Source organism: Streptomyces cyaneofuscatus (assembly GCF_042718795.1).
Lineage (GTDB): Bacteria > Actinomycetota > Actinomycetes > Streptomycetales > Streptomycetaceae > Streptomyces > Streptomyces cyaneofuscatus_A.
This window is the reverse complement of the sequence record NZ_JBHXOX010000007.1, coordinates 210,347-227,528: the sequence shown is the minus strand read 5'-3', so window position 1 is coordinate 227,528 and position 17,182 is coordinate 210,347. Positions and strand designations below refer to the sequence as shown.

Sequence of the window (17,182 nt, the reverse complement as noted above, 5' to 3'; positions counted from 1 at the left end):
CACGACGCGGGGAACCCGGCCCCGGCGAGGAACGCCGGGGCCGGGCCGATGGCTGGGTGGTGCTGTCCTGCGGGAGGGGTGTCCCGCACGGACCGGGGTCCTACACGAAGTCGATCGGCGTGTGGACGTCGTACTTGCGGTCGTTGGTGTCGGTGTGGTCGGCGCGGGTCACGATGGCGCACTCGACGGTGTCGCCGCAGATGTTGCCGCCGCCGAGGTCGGCCTTGACGTGTATCCGCACGCTGAAGGTGCCACCGGCGCCGAACGGCGAGGTGTTGGGAAGGCCGCCGCCGAGGCTGGACACCCAGTGGGACGCTCCGGTCGTGCCGGACTCGTCCTGGCCGCCGAGACACGGGGAGGGCTTGTTGGCGCCCTGTGCCCCGTTCACCACGCAGAGGCTGACGTAGACGCCCTGGCCGGGGTTGTAGCCGCTGCCGGAGACCGTGATGTTCTGCCCGGTGGCGGTCGCCGTGTTCGGGGCGGTCAGCGACAGGTTGTAGGTGGTGCCGCCGTCGGTGATCGTGCGGGTCCCGGTCGCCGCGGCGGCGGGGGAGGCGAGGGAGAGCGCCAGGGCGGCGGCGGAGAAGAGGGCGAGGCCCGTGCGGGCGACGGTACGGGTGGAGGGAACAGCACTCATCGAATGAGCACCTTTCTCGGCATCGGAACCAGAACCACGGACACCCAGTCGACTTAGGTAAGGCACACCTAAGTCCAAAGATGTTGAGGTTGTCAACAAAGTGGCTCAGGAGGACCGGTCGAAGCGATCGGATTCAGCCGAACTCGACCGGCGGAAAGGCCTGTTCCGTCCAGATGGTCTTCCCGCCCGGGGTGTAGCGCGTCCCCCACCGCTGGACGAGCTGGGCGACGATGAACAGCCCGCGCCCGCCCTCGTCGTCCTCCGCGCTGTGGCGCAGATGCGGCGAGGTGTGGCCGGTGTCCGCGACCTCGCAGAGCAGGGTCCGGTCCCGGATGAGGCGCAGCCGCAGCGGCCCGCCCCCGTACCGGACCGCGTTGGTGACCAGCTCGCTGACGACCAGTTCGGTGGCGAAGGACAGCTCCGCCAGCCCCCAGGCGTCCAGTTGGCGGGTGGCCAGTTCGCGCGCCCGCCCCACCGCCACCGCCTCCGCCGGCAGCTCCCACTCCGCGACCCGTCCCTCGTCCAACTGCCGCGTCCTGGCCAGCAGGAGGGCGGTGTCGTCGGCGGTCGTGGCGTCCGGCACCAGCTCGGAGACGGCCCGGTCGCACAGCTCCTCCAGCGAGGCGGACAGGCCCCCGAGCACCCGGCCCAGCGCGTCCAGCCCCTGGTCGATGTCGTGGTCGCGGGCCTCCACCAGACCGTCCGTGAACAGCGCCAGCAGGCTCCCCACCGGCAGCTCGATCTCCATGGACTCGAAGGGCAGGCCCCCCAGCCCCAGCGGCGGCCCGGCCGGCAGGTCAGGGAACGTGACCCGCCCGTCGGGGTGCACGACCGCCGGCGGCAGATGTCCGGCGCGCGCCATGACGCAGCGCCGCGAGACCGGGTCGTACACCGCGTACAGACAGGTCGCCCCCGTCGTCAGTTCGTCGTACGCGTCGAAGGCCGCGCCGTCCCGCGCGCCCGGCCGCTCGTCCAGCGGCTGCCCCACCAGGTCGTCCAGCCGGGTCAGCAGCTCGTCCGGGGCCATGTCGAGCTGGGCGAAGGCGCGCACGCTCGTGCGGAGCCGGCCCATGGTGGCGGCCGCCTGGAGGCCGTGGCCGACCACGTCCCCGACCACCAGGCCGACCCGGGTCCCGGAGAGCGGGATCACGTCGAACCAGTCGCCGCCGACCCCCGTCACATCGTCCGACGGCAGATAGCGGTAGGCGATCTCGACCGCGGACTGCGGCGGCACGTGGTGGGGCAGCAACTGGCGCTGGAGGGCGAGGGAGGCGGAGCGCTCACGGGTGAAGCGGCGGGCGTTGTCGATACAGACTGCCGCCCGGGCGGCCAGCTCGTCCGCCAGGGCGACCTCACCGTTGTCGAAGGTGTTGGCGGGACCGCGGGCGAGCGGCCGCTCCGACACCTCGGGGCGCGGACTCCGTACGAAGGTGACGAGCCCCAGCACGCTGCCGCCGACGCGCAACGGCACGACCAGGACGTTGTCGTGGAGCACCAGACCGCCGGAGGCCAGGGAGCGGTCCTGCGGCGAGCCCGGCGGATAGGTGACCGGGGGATAGCGGTCGGCCCGGCTCCCCGGCGCCCCCGGATACAGCGGCTCCGCCGCGTCCGCCGCCGCCGGGTCCACGGAGTGCTCACCGACCCGCAGCAGGTCCATGGCCGCCGAACTCCCGGTCGCCGGGAGCTCCCCGCTCAGCACCGTCACCCGCGCGATGTCGACCCGTACGGCGGCGGCGAACTCCGGCACGGTCACCTCGGCGATCTCCTCGGCGGTGGTGACCACGTCCAGGACCGTGCCGATCCGGCGGCCGACCTCCACCAGCAGGGCCAGGCGCTGCTGGGCGCGCTGGCGGTCGGAGATGTCGAAGGCGTCCTCGCAGACCCCGAACACGTGCCCGTTCGCGTCCTGCAGCCGGTAGTAGGAGCAGGACCACAGGTGCTCCGTACCGGGGTCGCTCGGCGGAATCCCCTGGAAGTGCAGGTCCATGACGGGTTCGCCGGTCTCGATCACGTGGTGCATCACGGCGTCGAGCGTCTTCGGGTACCCGGGGGTGACGAAGGTGCCCCCGGAGTACAGCTCGTCGGCCCGCATGCCCCGGTACTCGGCGAGCGGCTTGCCGATCTCCCGCTCGTAGGCGGTGTTGCTCCAGGTCAGCCGGAGACCGGTGTCGTAGATCGCGAGGCCGACGGGCGACTGGGTGGCGAGCCCCTGGAGCAGGGCGAGCCGGGACTCCCACTGCCGCAGCGCCCCGAGCTCGGCCGCGACCAGCACCCGGCCCGGGGAGCCGGCGCCGGGCCCGTCCGCCCCGCCCGCGCCGCCCGCGAGCGGGCACACCGTCGTCGCCACCAGCAGCTCATGACCCTCCCGGTGACGCGCGAGCCGGATCTCGTTGGCGCCGGACGGCGGGTCGGGCCTGGACCCGGGGCCGGGGCGGTCCGAGGCGGCCGGGAGGGGCCCCTCGGCCGGCAGCGGCGACAGGAACGCGCTCAGGGGCCGTCCGACGGCCTCGTGGGCGCCGAAGCCCAGCAGCTCGGTGGCGGCGGGACTCCAGCCGACGACCGTGTCCCGGCCGTCCAGAACCACCGTGGCCGCCCTGGCGATGTCCAGGGGGCCACGGAAGTCGTCGGCGGCATCCGCCGCTCCGGACGCGCTCACCGCGCCACACCGGCCTGGTCCATGGTCTTCAGAATCCGCCCTGGCCACGGCGGGCACAACTGCGGTACGCCCGCGCCACGGCCGATCGGGGCGCGATCCGGCACCCGCCGGGGCGGCCGGCGGTGAGGTCGGAGGTGAGGTCAGCGCACCCCGTCGGGCCGGAACTGGACGCTGATCCGCGGCCCCGCCGCACGGGCCGTCTTGGGGATCGCGTGCTCCCAGGTGCGCTGGCAACTGCCGCCCATGACGATCAGGTCGCCGTGCCCGAGCGACCGGCGTACGGGGACGGGGCCCGGGCGGCGGGGCCGCAGCGCCAGGTGCCGGGGGGCTCCCACGGAGAGGATCGCCACCATGGTGTCCTCGGTGGAGCCTCGGCCGATCGTGTCACCGTGCCAGGCGACCCCGTCCCGGCCATCCCGGTAGTAGCAGAGCCCCGCCGTGGTGAACGGCTCGCCGAGCTCGGCCGCGTAGTGCGCGCCCAGCGCCGTACGGGCCGCGTCCAGCGCGGGGTGCGGCAGGGGATCGCCGCCGCCGAAGAAGGCCAGCAGGCGCGGGACCGCCACCACCCGCTCGTACATGACCCGCTGCTCCGCACGCCAGGCCACGTCGCGTGCCAGCGTCTCGAACAGGGCGTCGGCCCCCTGGAGCCACTGCGGCAGGACGTCGATCCAGGCGCCGTGGCCGAGATGCTCACGGCGCACCCCGGCCAGGGGGCGGACGGCGACCTCGTCCCCCTGGTCGAAGAGCGAGGTCTGGAGGTGTACGGACATGGGACGAGCCTAACGTTATTCGTACGAGTGTGCGAATGACGTTCGACGGGAGCGGCTCAGCTCTCCTCGATGAGGTGCTCCCTGATCAGATCGGCGCACTTCTCGCCGATCATCATGGTCGTGATGCACGGATTGGCCGTGGTGAGCACCGGCATCACCGACGCGTCGGCCACCCGCAGCCCGGTGACCCCCTTGACCCGCAACTGCGGGTCGAGCGGGGAGTCCGGGTCGCCGGCCGGGCCCATCCGCACCGTCCCCGCCGGGTGGTAGACGGTGTTGTGCGTCTCGCGGATGTAGGCGAACAGCTCCTCGTCCGTGGTCGCGCCCGGTCCCGGGGCCAGCTCGGTGCCCGCCCAGGCGGCCATCGGCGGCTTCGCCACGATCTCCCGGGCGAGGCGGAGCCCGTACGTCATCACCCGTACGTCGTGCTCGTCGGTGAAGTAGCGCGGATCGACCCGGGGCTTGTCCCGGAAGTCCCGGGTGCGGAGGCGGACCGTGCCCCGGGAGCGGGCCCGGGTGACGTTCGGGGTGAGGCAGAACGCGTTCTCCGAGGTCGGGTAGCCGCGCCGGTAGGTGTTCAGGTCGAACGGCACCGAGCCGTAGTGGAACATCAGGTCCGGCCGGTCCAGGCCCGGTTCCGTGTCGGCGAAGATGCCGATCTCCCACCACTGGGTGGAGGCGGTGACCATGGGCTGCTTCGCCTCCCACATGATCACGCCCTCCGGATGGTCCTGGAGGTGCGAGCCGACGCCGGGGGAGTCCACCCGGACCTCGATCCCGGTCTCCCGCAGATGGCCGGCCGGGCCGATGCCGGAGAGCATCAGCAGCTTGGGTGAGTCGATCGCCCCGCAGGCGACGATCACTTCGCGCCGGGCGTGCACCCGGCCGCTGTGGACGGTGTCGGGCTCCAGGTACTCCACTCCGGTGCACCGCTTGCCGTTCGCGCCGTTCTCGCCGTCGAACAGCAGCCGCTTCGCCTGGAGCCCGGTCCGCAGCTCCAGGTTGGGCCGCTTCCCGAGGACGGGATGGAGGTACGAGACCGAGGCCGAGGAGCGGGTCCCGTCCTCGCGGGCGTTGATCTGGAACCAGTGCGCGCCCCGGACGACGGTGGTGCCCGTGTTGAACGGGGTGGTGGGGATCCCGGCCTCCGCGCACGCCGCCAGCAGCGCCGTACCGCACGGGTCGTCGGCCGGGACCGTCCGGAGGGTGACCGGGCCGGACCGGCCGTGGTGGTCGCCGGGCGCGTCGTTCGTCTCCAGCCGCTGGTAGAGCGGGAAGCAGTCCGCCGCGCTCCACCCGGTGCAGCCCAGCGCGCCCCACTCGTCGAGGTCCTCGGCCGGGGCCCAGAAGGCGATGCACGAGTTGTGCGAGGAGCAGCCGCCGAGCACCTTGGCGCGGGCGTGCCGCATGAAGCTGTTGCCGTACTCCTGCGGCTCCACCGGATAGTCCCAGTCGTAGCCGGACTCCAGCAGCTCCATCCACCGGTCCAGCCGCAGGATGCTGTCGTCGCCGACGTCCGAGGGGCCGGCCTCCAGGACGCAGACGGTGACGTCCGGGTCCTCGGTGAGCCGGGCGGCGACGACGGCACCGGCCGTACCGCCGCCGACCACGACGTAGTCGTACGTGGGCGCAGTGCTCTCTTCGGGCATCGGGATCTCCAGGATTCAGGCGGCCGGCGGGGGCGGGGGAGCGGTGGGGTCGGCGGGCTCCGCGCCCTCGGAGCGGTGCTCGGCGAGCACGCCCGTACGGTGCCGCTGGACGAACCAGTAGTAGGCGAAGCCGCCCAGCGCGACGACGCCGATGAAGAGGAAGGCGCCCCACCGCAGGTACCAGTGCTGCGGGCCCGTCGCGTTGTAGACCTCGGCACGCGGCCAGGCCAGGTTGAGGGACATCGCGGTGCCCCAGAGCACGGCGAGGATGTTGACCGGCAGCCCGAGACGGCCCAGCGAGAAGGCGCCCTCACGCGGCTCCCACGTGCCGCGCAGCCGGCGCAGCAGCATGGGCACGGTGACCAGCAGATAGGCCACGTAGATCATGATGATCGCGATGCTGGTGATCACCGAGAAGATCTGCGGCTGGTTGATGTTGACCACCAGGATGACGACGCCCACCACGCCGATCAGCACGGCGGGCACCACGGGCGTCTTGAACCGGGGGCTGACCCGGGCGAGCACCGACCCGGCGGGCAGGTTGTTGTCCCTGGCCATGGCGAACATCAGCCGGATCCCGGCGGCCTGCACGGCCAGCACGCAGACCGTGATCGCGACGACCACCGCCCAGAGGAAGATCTCCCCGATCGTGTCGCCGAGCGTCGCCAGCACCACGTACTGAAGTCCGCCGGTGGACAGCTCCTCGGCCTTCAGGTCCGGCACCGAGAGCAGTGCGAAGAGCAGGATGAACGCGCCGATCAGGAACGAGGCGATGAGCGCCCGCAGGATGGCGCGGGGCGCGTTGCGGCCCGGGTTGTGCGACTCCTCGCCGAGCGAGGACGCGGTGTCGAAGCCGTACATCACGTAGGCGGAGGCCAGCGACGCGGTGAGGAACGCCCCGAAGTAGCCCAGCGACTGGCCGCTTCCGAGGCCGTACGTCTCCGTCAGCGCGGTGCTGGGGCCCCGGGTGATGTGGGCGGCCAGGAAGATGATCAGGGCGACGGCGGCGACCAGTTCGATGAAGACGCCCGCGGAGTTGATCCGGGCCATCAGCTTGACGCCGAACGCGTTGACCAGCGTGGAGAACAGGATCAGCACGGAGCCGAGCAGCACGGCGTTGGCCGCCTGGTCGTTCTTTCCGCTGCCGTCACCCACGAACTGGAACCAGCCGTCGATCTGCGGCAGCGTGATCTGGTACGCCAGCGCCACCGCCGAGAGCGTGACCATGGTGGCCGTCATCATCATCCAGCCGCCGAGCCACCCCACATGCGGGCCGCCCATCTTCTTGGCCCAGTTGTAGACCGAACCGGCCACCGGGTAGCGGGCCGCCAGCTCGCAGAAGCACAGGGCCACCATCAACTGCCCGCAGAAGACCATCGGCCAGGACCACCAGTAGGCCGGACCGCCGAAGCTGACGCCGAAGTAGAAGAGCTGGAAGGTGCCGGTGAGGATCGAGATGTAGCTGATCCCGGCGGCGAAGGTGTGGAAGTTGCCGAGGGTGCGCTTGAGTTCGGGTCTGTAGCCCAGCTCACCCAGCGCGGCGTCGTCGTGGCCGCTGTCCGCCACCCGGTCCTCGGATCCCCTGGCCCGGCTCATTCGAACCACCGCTGCGGGGTCGCGGCGACATTGCGCCAGATGTGCTTGGCCTCCTGGTACTCCGCGAGCCCCGCCGGTCCCAGCTCACGGCCGAAGCCGGACTGCTTCATACCGCCCCACTCCGCCTGCGGTACGTAGGGGTGGAAGTCGTTGATCCACACGGTGCCCGCCCGCAACCGCGAGGCCACCCGGTGGGCGCGCCCCGCATCCTGGGTCCAGACCGCGCCCGCCAGCCCGTACACGGTGCCGTTGGCGAGCCGTACGGCCTCGTCCTCGTCCCGGAACCGCTCCACCGTGAGCACCGGCCCGAACGACTCGTCCCGCACCACCGACATGGAGGACGTGCACGCGTCCAGCACGGTCGGCGGGTAGTAGAAGCCGTCCGCCAGCGCCGGATCGTCGGGCCGCACACCCCCGCAGCGCAGTACGGCGCCCTCCGCGATGCCCTCGGCCACGTACGCCTCGACCTTGTCGCGGTGGGCGGCGGAGATCAGCGGGCCGCTCCGGGCCTCCTCGTCGAAGGGGCCGCCGAGTCTGATCCGGCGGGCCCGCGCCACCAGCTCGTCCACGAACCGGTCGTGCAGCTCGTCCTGGACGAGGAGCCGCGCCCCGGCCGAGCAGACCTGGCCGGAGTGGAGGAAGACCGCCATCAGCCCGTAGTCGACGGCGGTCTCGAAGTCGGCGTCGGCGAAGACGATGTTCGGGTTCTTGCCGCCCAGCTCCAGGGCGACCTTCTTCACGGTGGGCGCGGCCGCCGCCATGATGGCCCGCCCGGTGGCGAGACCGCCGGTGAACGACACCATGTCCACCCGCGGGTCCTCGGTGAGCGGCGCGCCCACGGCCGCGCCCGCCCCGAGCACCAGGTTGGCGACCCCCTCCGGCAGTTCGGCCTCGACGAGCAGCCCCATGAGCAGGACGGCGGTGTGCGGGGTCAGCTCACTGGGTTTCAGTACGAAGGTGTTGCCCGCCGCGAGCGCCGGGGCGACCTTCCACGCGGTCTGGAGCAGCGGATAGTTCCACGGGGTGATGAGCGCGCAGACCCCGACGGGCTCGTGCGTGATCCGGCTGTCCACATCGGCGAGCCCGGTGTCGACGACCCGGTCGGTGGACCCGGCGGCGACGAGGTTGCCGAAGTACCGGAAGCAGTTCGCGATGTCGGCCATGTCGTACGTGCTCTCGACCAGCCGCTTGCCGGTGTCCAGCGACTCGGCCCGCGCGAAGACGTCCTTGTCCCGCTCCAGCAGCTCCGCCACCCGCAGCAGCAGCCGCCCGCGCTCGGCCGCCGGCGTACCGGGCCAGGGCCCGTCGTCGAAGGCGGCCCGGGCGGCGGCGACGGCGGCCTCGGCGTCCTTGCGACCGCCCTCGTCGACGGTGGCGACCAGGGTGCCGTCGGCCGGGCAGCGGATCTCGCGCGTGCCCCCGTCGGCGGCGGCGGTCCACCGGCCCCCGATGAACAGCTCCGGCATGGGCTCCTCCTGTACGGGTTCCTGTGCGGGGGTCTGGCGCCGGCCGCCGGGCTTCGGTGGGCCCGGCGGCCTCGTCGTGGCGGTCTCGGGCATCCGGTGGTGCCGGTGGGCCCCGGGAGCCGGTGGTGCCGGTGGGCCCCGGGAGCCGTCCGTGGCTGCTCCAGGACCGACAGTAAGGCGGGTCGGACGGACCCGCAGCGCGGACGTGGCCCCGGTGCGCGCTCCGCGCCGGTGGCGTTACGCCGAAGGGGTGCCCGGGCCCGCCGGGGTGCGCCGGTCCGCCGTCCCCGTCGGCGAGGGCAGGCACCGAGCGGATGCACCACCGGCGGGTCGCCGGAGGCCGAGAATTGGCCGCGTGCCCCCGGCTCGTCTCAAAGATGGCCTGCGAAGGGGCGCCCCGGGCGGCGATGATGATCGCCATGCCGGAAGCTCTGGAGATCCTCGCCCTCGCCTGTACCGGTCTGTACGCCGGGTACATGCTCTCTTTCCTGTCGGGTGTCATGCCCGCTCTCAAAGAGGTGGACGACGCGTCGTTCACCTCCGTCATGCGGACGGTGAACCGGAAGGTGCCCGGTCCGCTCTTCCTGTTCCTCTTCCTCGGATCGCTCGCGTTCCCCGCGGTCTCGTTCTTCGTCGCGCCGGACGGCCGGGCCGGTGGCGACACGACCCTGGTGGGCGCCGCGGCGCTCTGCGCGCTGGTGGGCCATCTGATCACCTCGGGCGGCAACGTCCCGCTGAACAACGCGCTGGAGTCGTCGAAGGGACGGGGCGACGAACGGAGCGCCCGTGCGGCGTTCGAGGGCCGCTGGAACGCCCTGCACGCCCTGCGCACCCTGTTCGCCCTCGCCGCCTTCGTCCTGGTGGCGGTGGCCGTCACCGGTTGAGCGGCTGCCGATGTGGCGCCGAGGCGACCGCGTACCTACGTGAAGCTTCGGGAGAATGAGACGATGGCGAATGAAACTGAGTCTATGAGCTATTCACCGTCTGAGTTCCGGAGACTTTAATGAAGTCATGAGCACTCACGGACAGAACACAGCGCCCATCCTCGTCATCGGCGGCACCGGCAAGACCGGGCGGCGCGTCGTGGAACGACTGGAGACCCTGGGCCGCCCCGCCCGCGTCGGCTCGCGCTCCGGCGAGACCCCCTTCGTCTGGGAGGACGAGAACACGTGGGAGGCCGCTCTCGACGGAGTCTCCGCGGCCTACGTCACCTACTACCCGGACCTGGCGTTCCCCGGCGCCAAGGAGGCCGTCGGACGGTTCGCCGCCGTCGCGGTGGAGCGGGGCGTCAAGCGCCTCGTCCTGCTCTCCGGCCGGGGTGAGGAAGGGGCGGTCGCGAGCGAGGACGCGCTCAAGGCGTCCGGCTGCGACTGGACCGTCGTCCGCTGCAACTGGTTCAACCAGAACTTCAGCGAGAGCTTCTTCCTCGACCCGGTCCTCTCCGGCGAGCTGGCGCTGCCGACCGGTGACGCCGTCGAGCCCTTCGTGGACGCCGACGACATCGCCGACGTCGCGGTCGCAGCGCTCACCGACGACCGCCACATCGGCAGGACGTACGAACTGTCCGGACCGCGGCTGCTGAGCTTCCACGACGTGGCCCGCGAGCTGTCCGCCGCCACCGGCCGGACCATCACCTACATCCCGGTCGGCATCGACGACTACCGTTCGGCGCTGCGGCAGTTGGGCGAGCCGGAGGAGTTCGCCGACCTCTTCACCCTGATCGTCGACGGCCGCAACGCCAGCATCGTGCACGGCGTCCGCGAAGCGCTCGGGCGGGAGCCCAAGGACTTCGCGGACTACGCCAAGGAGGCCGCGGCGGGCGGCGCCTGGAACGCCTGACCGCCCCTGTCCGAGCAGGGTGGTCCGCGGACCGGGAATGCCGGTCCCCGGACCACCCTGCCGACCGGGTGTCGCCACATACCGACGAGTCGGGGGTCCGGCAGCACAGCGCCGGAACGCCCGGAGAAAAGAGGGACGCGATGGACGGGCCGGCGTGGGAGGGCAGAGGGGTGGACGCGTTGCCCCGCCACCTCCGCGGATTCGCTCAGACGCATCTCGCGCTGCGACGCGACTCCCGCCGCCTGGTAGCCGCGGCACCGCTGCTGACATCGGCCGGCCTGCCCGCGGTCGCGCAGTGGTGGCGGCAGTTCCGGGCCATCGTCGACTGGCACCACCGCACCGAGGACGAGATCCTCTGGCCGGGGCTGATCGAGCACGCGCCCCAGATAGCCGCCGGATCCCACCGCATGGTCCAGGACCACGTGGCCCTGGACGACTCGATGCTCCGGGTGACCCGGGCGCTCGAAACGGGCCGGGCCGAAGCGCTCGCCGGACCCGCCGGGATGTTCGACTCCGTCCTCCACCAGCATCTGCACGAGGAGGAGGAGCTGACCTTCCCGGTCTTCGCCCGGGTGCCGCCCGACGTCTTCGCCGCCCTGGAACGCCGGGTCCTGGCAGCGGCGCCCTTCGCCGTCAAGCGGATCCTGCCGCCCTGGCTGCTGGACGGACTCCCCGACCCGGACGGAGTGATGCCGGGACCGGTGCGGCTGATCGGCCGCACGCTGCTCCTGAAGTCCTACCGCCGCTCCGTCACCGGGCTGCTGGAACCCACCTGACCCCGGACCCGCGGCCGCCCGGACCTGCTGCCGCCCGGACCTGCTGCCGCCCGGACCTGCGGCCGCCCGGAGCCGGCGGCCCGATCCACCGACCGACCCGACCGACCCGACCGACCGGAGAGACACCATGAGCCCCACCTCCCCCCGACCCGACCCCGCGCTCCTCGCGGCCACCGTCGGCACCGGTCTGATGGCCGGGCTGTACCTCGCCTTCGACGTCGGTGTGATGCCCGCGCTGGCACGCCGCGAGGACGAGCGGTTCGTCAGCACGATGCGCCGGGCCAACGACGCCCTCGACGACAGCGCCTCCTTCGGGGCTCTCTTCCTCGGGGTGTTCGTGGCCACCGGGGTCGCGGCCCGTCGGCTCCGCCGCACCGAGCGGGGCGAAGCCGCCCGGCGCGCCCGGGCCGCCGCGGTGCTCTACGGCCTCAGCATCGCGGTGACCCTCGGCGCCAGCCTGCCGCTGAACCGTCGCCTCCGTAACGCTCCCGTGGCCACATCGGCCGCGGCCACCGCCGCCAGGACCGCCTACGAGCGGCCCTGGCGCACGGCCAACGCCGTCCGCACGGCCGCCTGCCTGGGAGCCCTCGCGCTGCTCGGGGACGCGGCCCGGCGGCGGACGGTTGCCCGGGCCCGGTGACGGGAAGTGTCGTGCGGAGCGTCGGGAACCGCCGCCGGGTCCGGGCCGTTGGCAGGACGACCCGGGAGCGTGACCGGGCTCCCGGGACCGGTCCGCGCGGGGGCCGGCGATCCGTACGAGGGCGGCGGCCGGAGCTGTGCCGGCTCGCGGGGCCACGATGGCGAAACGGTATGAGGTGACTGTGGTGGATGCGTTCAGCGGCCTGCTGGGAAGTCCCAAGGCACGGGGGGCCTTTCTGCTGAAATCCGTGTTCAACCCCCCGTGGGGCCTGCGCATCGAGGACCGCGCCCCGCTGTCGCTGGTCACCCTGCTGCACGGGTCGGCGTGGGTGCTCCGCGAGGGCGGGGAGCCGGTCAAGCTGGCCGCCGGGGACGTCGCGGTCCTGCGCGGCCCCGAGCCGTACACCCTCGTCGACGACCCGGCCACCCCGCCCGGCGTCACGGTCGCCGCCGAACAGCGGTGCAGCACCGCCGACGGCGAGGACGTCACGGAGACGATGTCGCTGGGCGTCCGCACCTGGGGCGAGCCCCACCGCTCCGGCTCCACGGTGATGCTGAGCGGCACCTACCAGGCGCCCAACGAGGTCGGCCGCCGGCTGCTCGCCAGTCTGCCCGCCCTGCTGGTGCAGCCCGCCTCGGCCGCCCGGACGCCGCTGATCGGCATGCTGGCCGCCGAGATGGACCAGGAGGACGTCGGCCAGGAGGTGGTCCTGGACCGGCTGCTCGACCTGCTGCTGATCAATGTGCTGCGCTCCTGGCTGGTCGAGCCCGGCACCGGTGCGCCGCTCTGGTTCCGGGCCCAGAGCGACCCCGTCGTCGGCCGGGCGCTGATGCTGCTCCACGACCGGCCGGGCGAGCCCTGGACGGTCGCCTCGCTCGCCTTCGCCGTGGAGGTCTCCCGGGCGAAGCTGGCGCGCCACTTCACCGAGCTGGTCGGCGAGCCGCCGATGTCCTACCTGACCGGATGGCGGCTCACCCTCGCCTCCGACCTGCTGCGCGACCCCGATCTGTCGGTCGCCAAGATCGCCGAACAGGTCGGCTACTCGGGGCCGTTCGCGCTGAGTGCCGCGTTCAAACGCGAACGTGGCGTCAGCCCTCAGGAGTACCGCCGGGGGAAACGCTCGGAGGGGGTCCCGGCCACCGGTTCCGACGGCCGGACCGTGATGCTCAGGCGCTGAGTCGCGCCGTCGGCCGCGACGGAGCGTCCCGTGCCCGTGCGCCGCTCCCGGTGCCGGGCACGGCCACGGCCGTGAGCAGCAGTCCGCCCCCGACGTGCCAGCGGCCCGTGTAGGGGTACGCGCCACGCACCGGTCGCGGCAGGCCGCTGCCGGGCGCGGTCGCGGCGGGCCGCCGGACCGCCGGGGGCGGCTGGGTGCGCTCAGGACGCACCGAGGCCGTGAGCAGGCCGTCGGCGGTGAACGCCACCTCGACGGCGCGGGTCCCGATCCAGCGGCCCGTGGCCGGGTGCCAGGCCTTGTAGACCGATTCCTTCGCGCTGAACAGCAGCCTGTCCCAGGGGACTTCGGGAACCCCTCGGGACAGCTCGGCCACCATCCGCCGCTCCGGTTCCGTCGCCACGAGGCCCAGCACCCCCGGCGGCAGCGGCAGGGCCGGCTCGGCGTCCACGCCGAGCGCCGCCCACACGTCCGCGCGCGCGGCCACCGCACCCCGGTACCCGGCGCAGTGCGTGATGCTCCCGACGACGCCGGACGGCCACGCCGGGCCGCCGTCCGGGGTACGGAGCAACGGACCCGGCGTCACCGAGAGTTGACCCAGGCACCGGTGGGCACAGGCTCGTGCGGCGGCGAACCGCCGCACGGTCGCCTCGGGCCGCCCACGCAGCAGCGCGAGCTCCCGGGGGTCGGGCAGGCGGGGCAGCGCGTCGTCGAACGCCTCCGCCCGCGCGACCCCTTCCGGGAGGACGCGCCCGATCACGGCGCGCCGCCCGCTCGGAGCACCCCGAGGGCGTGTGCCGGGCGGCGCGGACCGGGCGTGCCCGCCTGCGGCGTTCCGAGGGCGTGCCCGGCGAGCCGCCTGCCGGGCATGCCCACCCGGAGCACCCCGGGGCCGGGTCCGGAAGGGGGCCTGCCAGGCGCGCGCCTGCGGGCCCGGCCCCGGGGCACCGGGCGCTGCGGGGCACCCGTCACCGGGAGCCCGCCCGCTTCACTGTCCCCTCGCCCCGGGGCTGCCCGGCGCTCTCCCCGTACACCCGGAGGACCGCCGAGACCACCGCGTCCGGGCTCTCCAGCGGCAGGACGTGTCCGGCGCCGGGCACCGGCGTGAACACGGCGTCCGGCAGCGCGGCGGCCAGCTCCCTGCCCAGCTCCGGCCGGATGACCTTGTCCTTCTCCCCGGCCAGGACGGCGGCAGGCACCCGGACGGAGGCCAGTGCCGCCCGCAGGTCCATGCCCCGGGAGGACCGGAAGCAGGCGGCCCGCACCGCCGGCGAGGTCCCCGCGAACACCTGGCGGTTGACCTCGCGGAGCCGCGGATCCAGCGCCGTACCCGTCATCTGACCGAGCAGCAGCCGCCCGAGCGCGGGCCGCCGCAGCGCCCACGAGAACAGCGGCGCCTCCATCATCCGGGCTTCCTTCTCCGGCGTGTCCTGGTCGTATGCGGCCGAGCCGGCCAGCACCAGGCCCACCGGTCCGCCGCCCGGCCCGGACGCGGCCGCCAGCGAGAGCGCCGCGAACCCGCCCCCGGAGTGGCCGACGACGATCGACGCGCCGCCGGCGTACTCGACGACCGCCGCCAGGTCGGCGGTCATCGCCTCGGCGCTCACTCCCAAGGAGCCCACGGTCGAGGCGCCGTGGCCGCGCAGATCGTAGGCGATCACCGGGAAGCCGCCGCGCAGCAGCCGGTCGGTCACCGGGCTCCAGACCCGGCGGCTCCCGCCCCAGCCGTGCGCCAGCACGACCACGGGCAGCTCCCCGCCGCCGTGTTCCAGCGGGCGCAGCGCGGAGACCGCGATCCGCCCGCCGTCTTTGGTGGTGAGGAGGACCTCCCCGGCGGCGGGCGCGGTCACCGCGAACCCCCGGCGGCCGGAGCGGCGGGCGCGGCCGGAGCGGCGGGGGCCGTGGACGCGGCAGGCGCGGCAGGCGCGGCCGGAGCGGTGGCGGTCAGCAGCCGGTCGAGCCTGCCGAACGCCGCCCGGGTGGCCCGGGTGTGCATCGCCCCGACGTCCACCAGGCGTGCCAGAAAGGCGAGTTGGCCCTGCGGCACGGCCCGGAAGGACATCGCGAGCCGGGTGCCGCCACCCTCCAGCGGGGTGAGCGTGAACTCCGCGGTTCCGCGGAACGCCCCCTCCACGTACTCCAGCGCCAGCCGTTCCGCCCGCTGTACGGCGGTGGTGCGCGCGGTGAACCGCAGCTTCTTGCCGCCCCTGTCGACGCCCTTGGTGTGGACGGTGACCCGGGTCAGCGCGCCGACCCGGTCCGGGGCGCCGGCCACCGGCTCGAAGGTGTTGTCCGGCACCCACCACCGCGCCTGGCCCGCGAGTTCGCCCAGCAGGGCCTCCCAGACCGCGTCCGGACCGGTGGCGAGCAATGCCTCGTCGACGAGCTCGTACTTCTTCAACTGCTTCTCCTCCTGCGGATGAACGGGAAGGGGCCGCTCCCGTAGGAGCGGCCCGGGGCCGTGCTCGGTCAGCCGAAGAATCCCTGGCCGGGGGTGAGGACGTTGCCGGGGTCGAAGCGGCGCTTCGCGTCGCACAGCTCCCCGTAGCTGCCGCCGAAGTGGCGCCGCCAGTCCGCAGCGGTCAGGTCAGGCACCGCCCCGACGAGGTAGCGCTTGGCGCCCAGCTCCACGGCCCGGTCGTACAGCCAGCGGTTCTGCTGGACCATGCGCGCGATCTCGGTGTCGCCGGTCCCCGGGTTCGGGAAGCGCAGCAGGTCGAAGAGGTAGCCGGTCCGGTCCTTCGGCTGGACCGCCATGGGCGCGGTGATCTTGGACGTCGGGTACGGGTAGGTGAGCAGCACCCCGGCGCCCAGGCTCTCCGTGGTGAGCTGGCTCTCCACCAGGCGCAGGAAGCGGGCGGCCGAGGAGCGCGGCAGAAAGAGGCTGAGCCACGGCTTCGCCTCGAACCAGTGACCGGCCTCCTTGAGGAAGGCCTCGTAGCCGTCCAGCCGGAAGAGGTAGTCGCGCAGCGCGTAGTCCTCCATGTGGGCCTCGGCACGCAGATCCCTCAGGCCCGACAGCAGCCGTGTCCGGTTGGGGACGCGCCCGCCGGAGTACGTGGCGACCGCCTCGATCTTGTAACGCCAGCCGCTGTCGTCCGGCTTGCGGACCATCTCGCCGCCCTGCATCTGGAAGCGGCGGTCGGCGAGCAGGATCTCCGAGTCCTGCATGAAGGCCGTGACGTCGCTGTAGAACAGGCTGAAGACGGTGGCCCGTTCGGCTGACGGCACGGTCCGCAGCGTCACGCTGACGATGACGCCGACCTGGCCGCCGCCGGCCAGCGCGGCCCGGAAGAGGTCGGAGCGCCGCGTCCTGGACGTGGTGACCACCTCGCCGGTGCCGGTCACCACGGTCATCGCGGTCACGGTGTCCGCGATGAGGCCCTCGGTGCCCATGGTCAGGCCGATGCCGCCGACGCTGATCGTGCCGCCCACCGAGAGCGGCAGGTAGTCGGGCAGGGCCGGCAGGGTGCGGCCGCGGGGCAGCAGGTGGTCGGTGATCTCCGCCCAGGTCGCCCCGGCCTCCACGGTGATGGAGTCGCCGCCGGTCGACAGGATGCGCGCCATGCCCCGGGCGTTGACCGATATGCCCCCCGGTACGGCGGCCTGGCCGTAGCAGGAGTGGGACTCCAGGTCGCCGCCGGTGCCGCTGCGCCCGTTGACCGCGAGCTTCAGCCGGTTGGTCCGTGCGTAGCCGATCATCTTGGCGATGTCCTGGACCGAGCCGGGGGTGAGGACCGCCCAGGGCACGGTGTCGTTGACCAGCCGTCCGAAGTCGTGGCTGTAGGAGCCGAACTGGCTGGTGTCCGTGGTGAGCGTGCCGTCCAGCGGCGGCACGGCCACGACGCGGTCGCCGGGGCGGCGCGCGGGATCGGCGGCGAAGGCCCAGCTTCCGGTGGTGGCGTTCCAGCCGATCACCGTGGCGGCGGCGCCGACCGTGCCGAGCACTGCTCTTCGGGAAGGGGTGTGCAGGTTCACG

At 73.2% G+C, this 17,182-nt stretch carries 15 protein-coding genes; 5 read left to right on the top strand and 10 right to left on the bottom strand.

The genetic code is table 11. The features are described from left to right. Nucleotides 1–100 precede the first annotated feature (100 nt). From ACFWRT_RS09885 to ACFWRT_RS09860, 6 genes are all read right to left on the bottom strand, one after another. Nucleotides 101–637 (bottom strand): hypothetical protein, encoded by a 537-nt coding sequence (locus ACFWRT_RS09885; RefSeq protein ID WP_380951483.1) that lies wholly within the window; start codon nt 635–637, stop codon nt 101–103. Nucleotides 638–770: 133 nt separating this feature from the next. Beyond that, nucleotides 771–3,293 (bottom strand): ATP-binding SpoIIE family protein phosphatase, encoded by a 2,523-nt coding sequence (locus tag ACFWRT_RS09880; RefSeq protein ID WP_380951484.1) that lies wholly within the window; start codon nt 3,291–3,293, stop codon nt 771–773. A gap of 140 nt (nt 3,294–3,433) precedes the next feature. Then, entirely contained in the window at nt 3,434–4,063 is a 630-nt protein-coding gene (locus ACFWRT_RS09875; RefSeq protein ID WP_380951485.1) for an alpha-ketoglutarate-dependent dioxygenase AlkB, read from the bottom strand. A gap of 56 nt (nt 4,064–4,119) precedes the next feature. Then, entirely contained in the window at nt 4,120–5,712 is a 1,593-nt protein-coding gene (locus ACFWRT_RS09870) for a GMC family oxidoreductase (RefSeq protein WP_380951486.1), read from the bottom strand. A gap of 15 nt (nt 5,713–5,727) precedes the next feature. Further along, nucleotides 5,728–7,308 (bottom strand): APC family permease, encoded by a 1,581-nt coding sequence (locus ACFWRT_RS09865; RefSeq protein WP_380951487.1) that lies wholly within the window; start codon nt 7,306–7,308, stop codon nt 5,728–5,730. Further along, nucleotides 7,305–8,774, bottom strand: a complete 1,470-nt coding sequence (locus ACFWRT_RS09860) for an aldehyde dehydrogenase family protein (RefSeq protein WP_380951488.1) — start codon at nt 8,772–8,774, stop codon at nt 7,305–7,307. The genes ACFWRT_RS09865 and ACFWRT_RS09860 overlap by 4 nt, the downstream gene beginning before the upstream one ends. A 419-nt stretch (nt 8,775–9,193) precedes the next feature. Between ACFWRT_RS09860 and ACFWRT_RS09855 the strand changes: the two genes are divergently transcribed. The 5 genes from ACFWRT_RS09855 (at nt 9,194) to ACFWRT_RS09835 (ending at nt 13,206) form a co-directional block, all read left to right on the top strand. Next, nucleotides 9,194–9,658 carry an anthrone oxygenase family protein gene (locus ACFWRT_RS09855; RefSeq protein ID WP_380951489.1) on the top strand — a complete coding sequence of 155 codons (465 nt, stop codon included), beginning with the start codon at nt 9,194–9,196 and terminating at the stop codon, nt 9,656–9,658. A 127-nt stretch (nt 9,659–9,785) separates the two neighbouring features. Continuing rightward, entirely contained in the window at nt 9,786–10,613 is an 828-nt protein-coding gene (locus ACFWRT_RS09850) for an NAD(P)H-binding protein (protein ID WP_380951490.1), read from the top strand. A 140-nt stretch (nt 10,614–10,753) separates the two neighbouring features. Continuing rightward, nucleotides 10,754–11,389 (top strand): hemerythrin domain-containing protein, encoded by a 636-nt coding sequence (locus ACFWRT_RS09845; protein ID WP_380951491.1) that lies wholly within the window; start codon nt 10,754–10,756, stop codon nt 11,387–11,389. A 127-nt stretch (nt 11,390–11,516) separates the two neighbouring features. Beyond that, entirely contained in the window at nt 11,517–12,029 is a 513-nt protein-coding gene (locus ACFWRT_RS09840; RefSeq protein ID WP_380951492.1) for an anthrone oxygenase family protein, read from the top strand. Between the two features lie 184 nt (nt 12,030–12,213). Continuing rightward, nucleotides 12,214–13,206, top strand: a complete 993-nt coding sequence (locus ACFWRT_RS09835) for an AraC family transcriptional regulator (protein ID WP_380951493.1) — start codon at nt 12,214–12,216, stop codon at nt 13,204–13,206. Here ACFWRT_RS09835 and ACFWRT_RS09830 read toward each other — a convergent pair. From ACFWRT_RS09830 to ACFWRT_RS09815, 4 genes are all read right to left on the bottom strand, one after another. Beyond that, entirely contained in the window at nt 13,196–13,963 is a 768-nt protein-coding gene (locus ACFWRT_RS09830) for a 4'-phosphopantetheinyl transferase family protein (RefSeq protein ID WP_380951494.1), read from the bottom strand. The genes ACFWRT_RS09835 and ACFWRT_RS09830 overlap by 11 nt on opposite strands. Nucleotides 13,964–14,171: 208 nt before the next feature. Beyond that, complete coding sequence (locus tag ACFWRT_RS09825; protein ID WP_380951495.1) at nt 14,172–15,053, bottom strand: alpha/beta fold hydrolase; 882 nt, start codon at nt 15,051–15,053, stop codon at nt 14,172–14,174. Continuing rightward, nucleotides 15,050–15,604 carry an SRPBCC family protein gene (locus ACFWRT_RS09820; protein WP_380951496.1) on the bottom strand — a complete coding sequence of 185 codons (555 nt, stop codon included), beginning with the start codon at nt 15,602–15,604 and terminating at the stop codon, nt 15,050–15,052. Before ACFWRT_RS09820 ends, ACFWRT_RS09825 begins: the two co-directional genes overlap by 4 nt. Nucleotides 15,605–15,672: 68 nt before the next feature. Continuing rightward, complete coding sequence (locus ACFWRT_RS09815) at nt 15,673–17,181, bottom strand: FAD-binding protein (protein ID WP_380951497.1); 1,509 nt, start codon at nt 17,179–17,181, stop codon at nt 15,673–15,675. Nucleotide 17,182: the final 1 nt, after the last annotated feature.

Coding starts and splice junctions, on each gene's coding strand:
- ACFWRT_RS09885 (WP_380951483.1), bottom strand. CDS start 637: ATGAGTGCTGTTCCCTCCACCCGTACCGTCGCCCGCACGGGCCTCGCC.
- ACFWRT_RS09875 (WP_380951485.1), bottom strand. CDS start 4,063: ATGTCCGTACACCTCCAGACCTCGCTCTTCGACCAGGGGGACGAGGTC.
- ACFWRT_RS09870 (WP_380951486.1), bottom strand. CDS start 5,712: ATGCCCGAAGAGAGCACTGCGCCCACGTACGACTACGTCGTGGTCGGC.
- ACFWRT_RS09865 (WP_380951487.1), bottom strand. CDS start 7,308: ATGAGCCGGGCCAGGGGATCCGAGGACCGGGTGGCGGACAGCGGCCAC.
- ACFWRT_RS09860 (WP_380951488.1), bottom strand. CDS start 8,774: ATGCCGGAGCTGTTCATCGGGGGCCGGTGGACCGCCGCCGCCGACGGG.
- ACFWRT_RS09855 (WP_380951489.1), top strand. CDS start 9,194: ATGCCGGAAGCTCTGGAGATCCTCGCCCTCGCCTGTACCGGTCTGTAC.
- ACFWRT_RS09850 (WP_380951490.1), top strand. CDS start 9,786: ATGAGCACTCACGGACAGAACACAGCGCCCATCCTCGTCATCGGCGGC.
- ACFWRT_RS09845 (WP_380951491.1), top strand. CDS start 10,754: ATGGACGGGCCGGCGTGGGAGGGCAGAGGGGTGGACGCGTTGCCCCGC.
- ACFWRT_RS09840 (WP_380951492.1), top strand. CDS start 11,517: ATGAGCCCCACCTCCCCCCGACCCGACCCCGCGCTCCTCGCGGCCACC.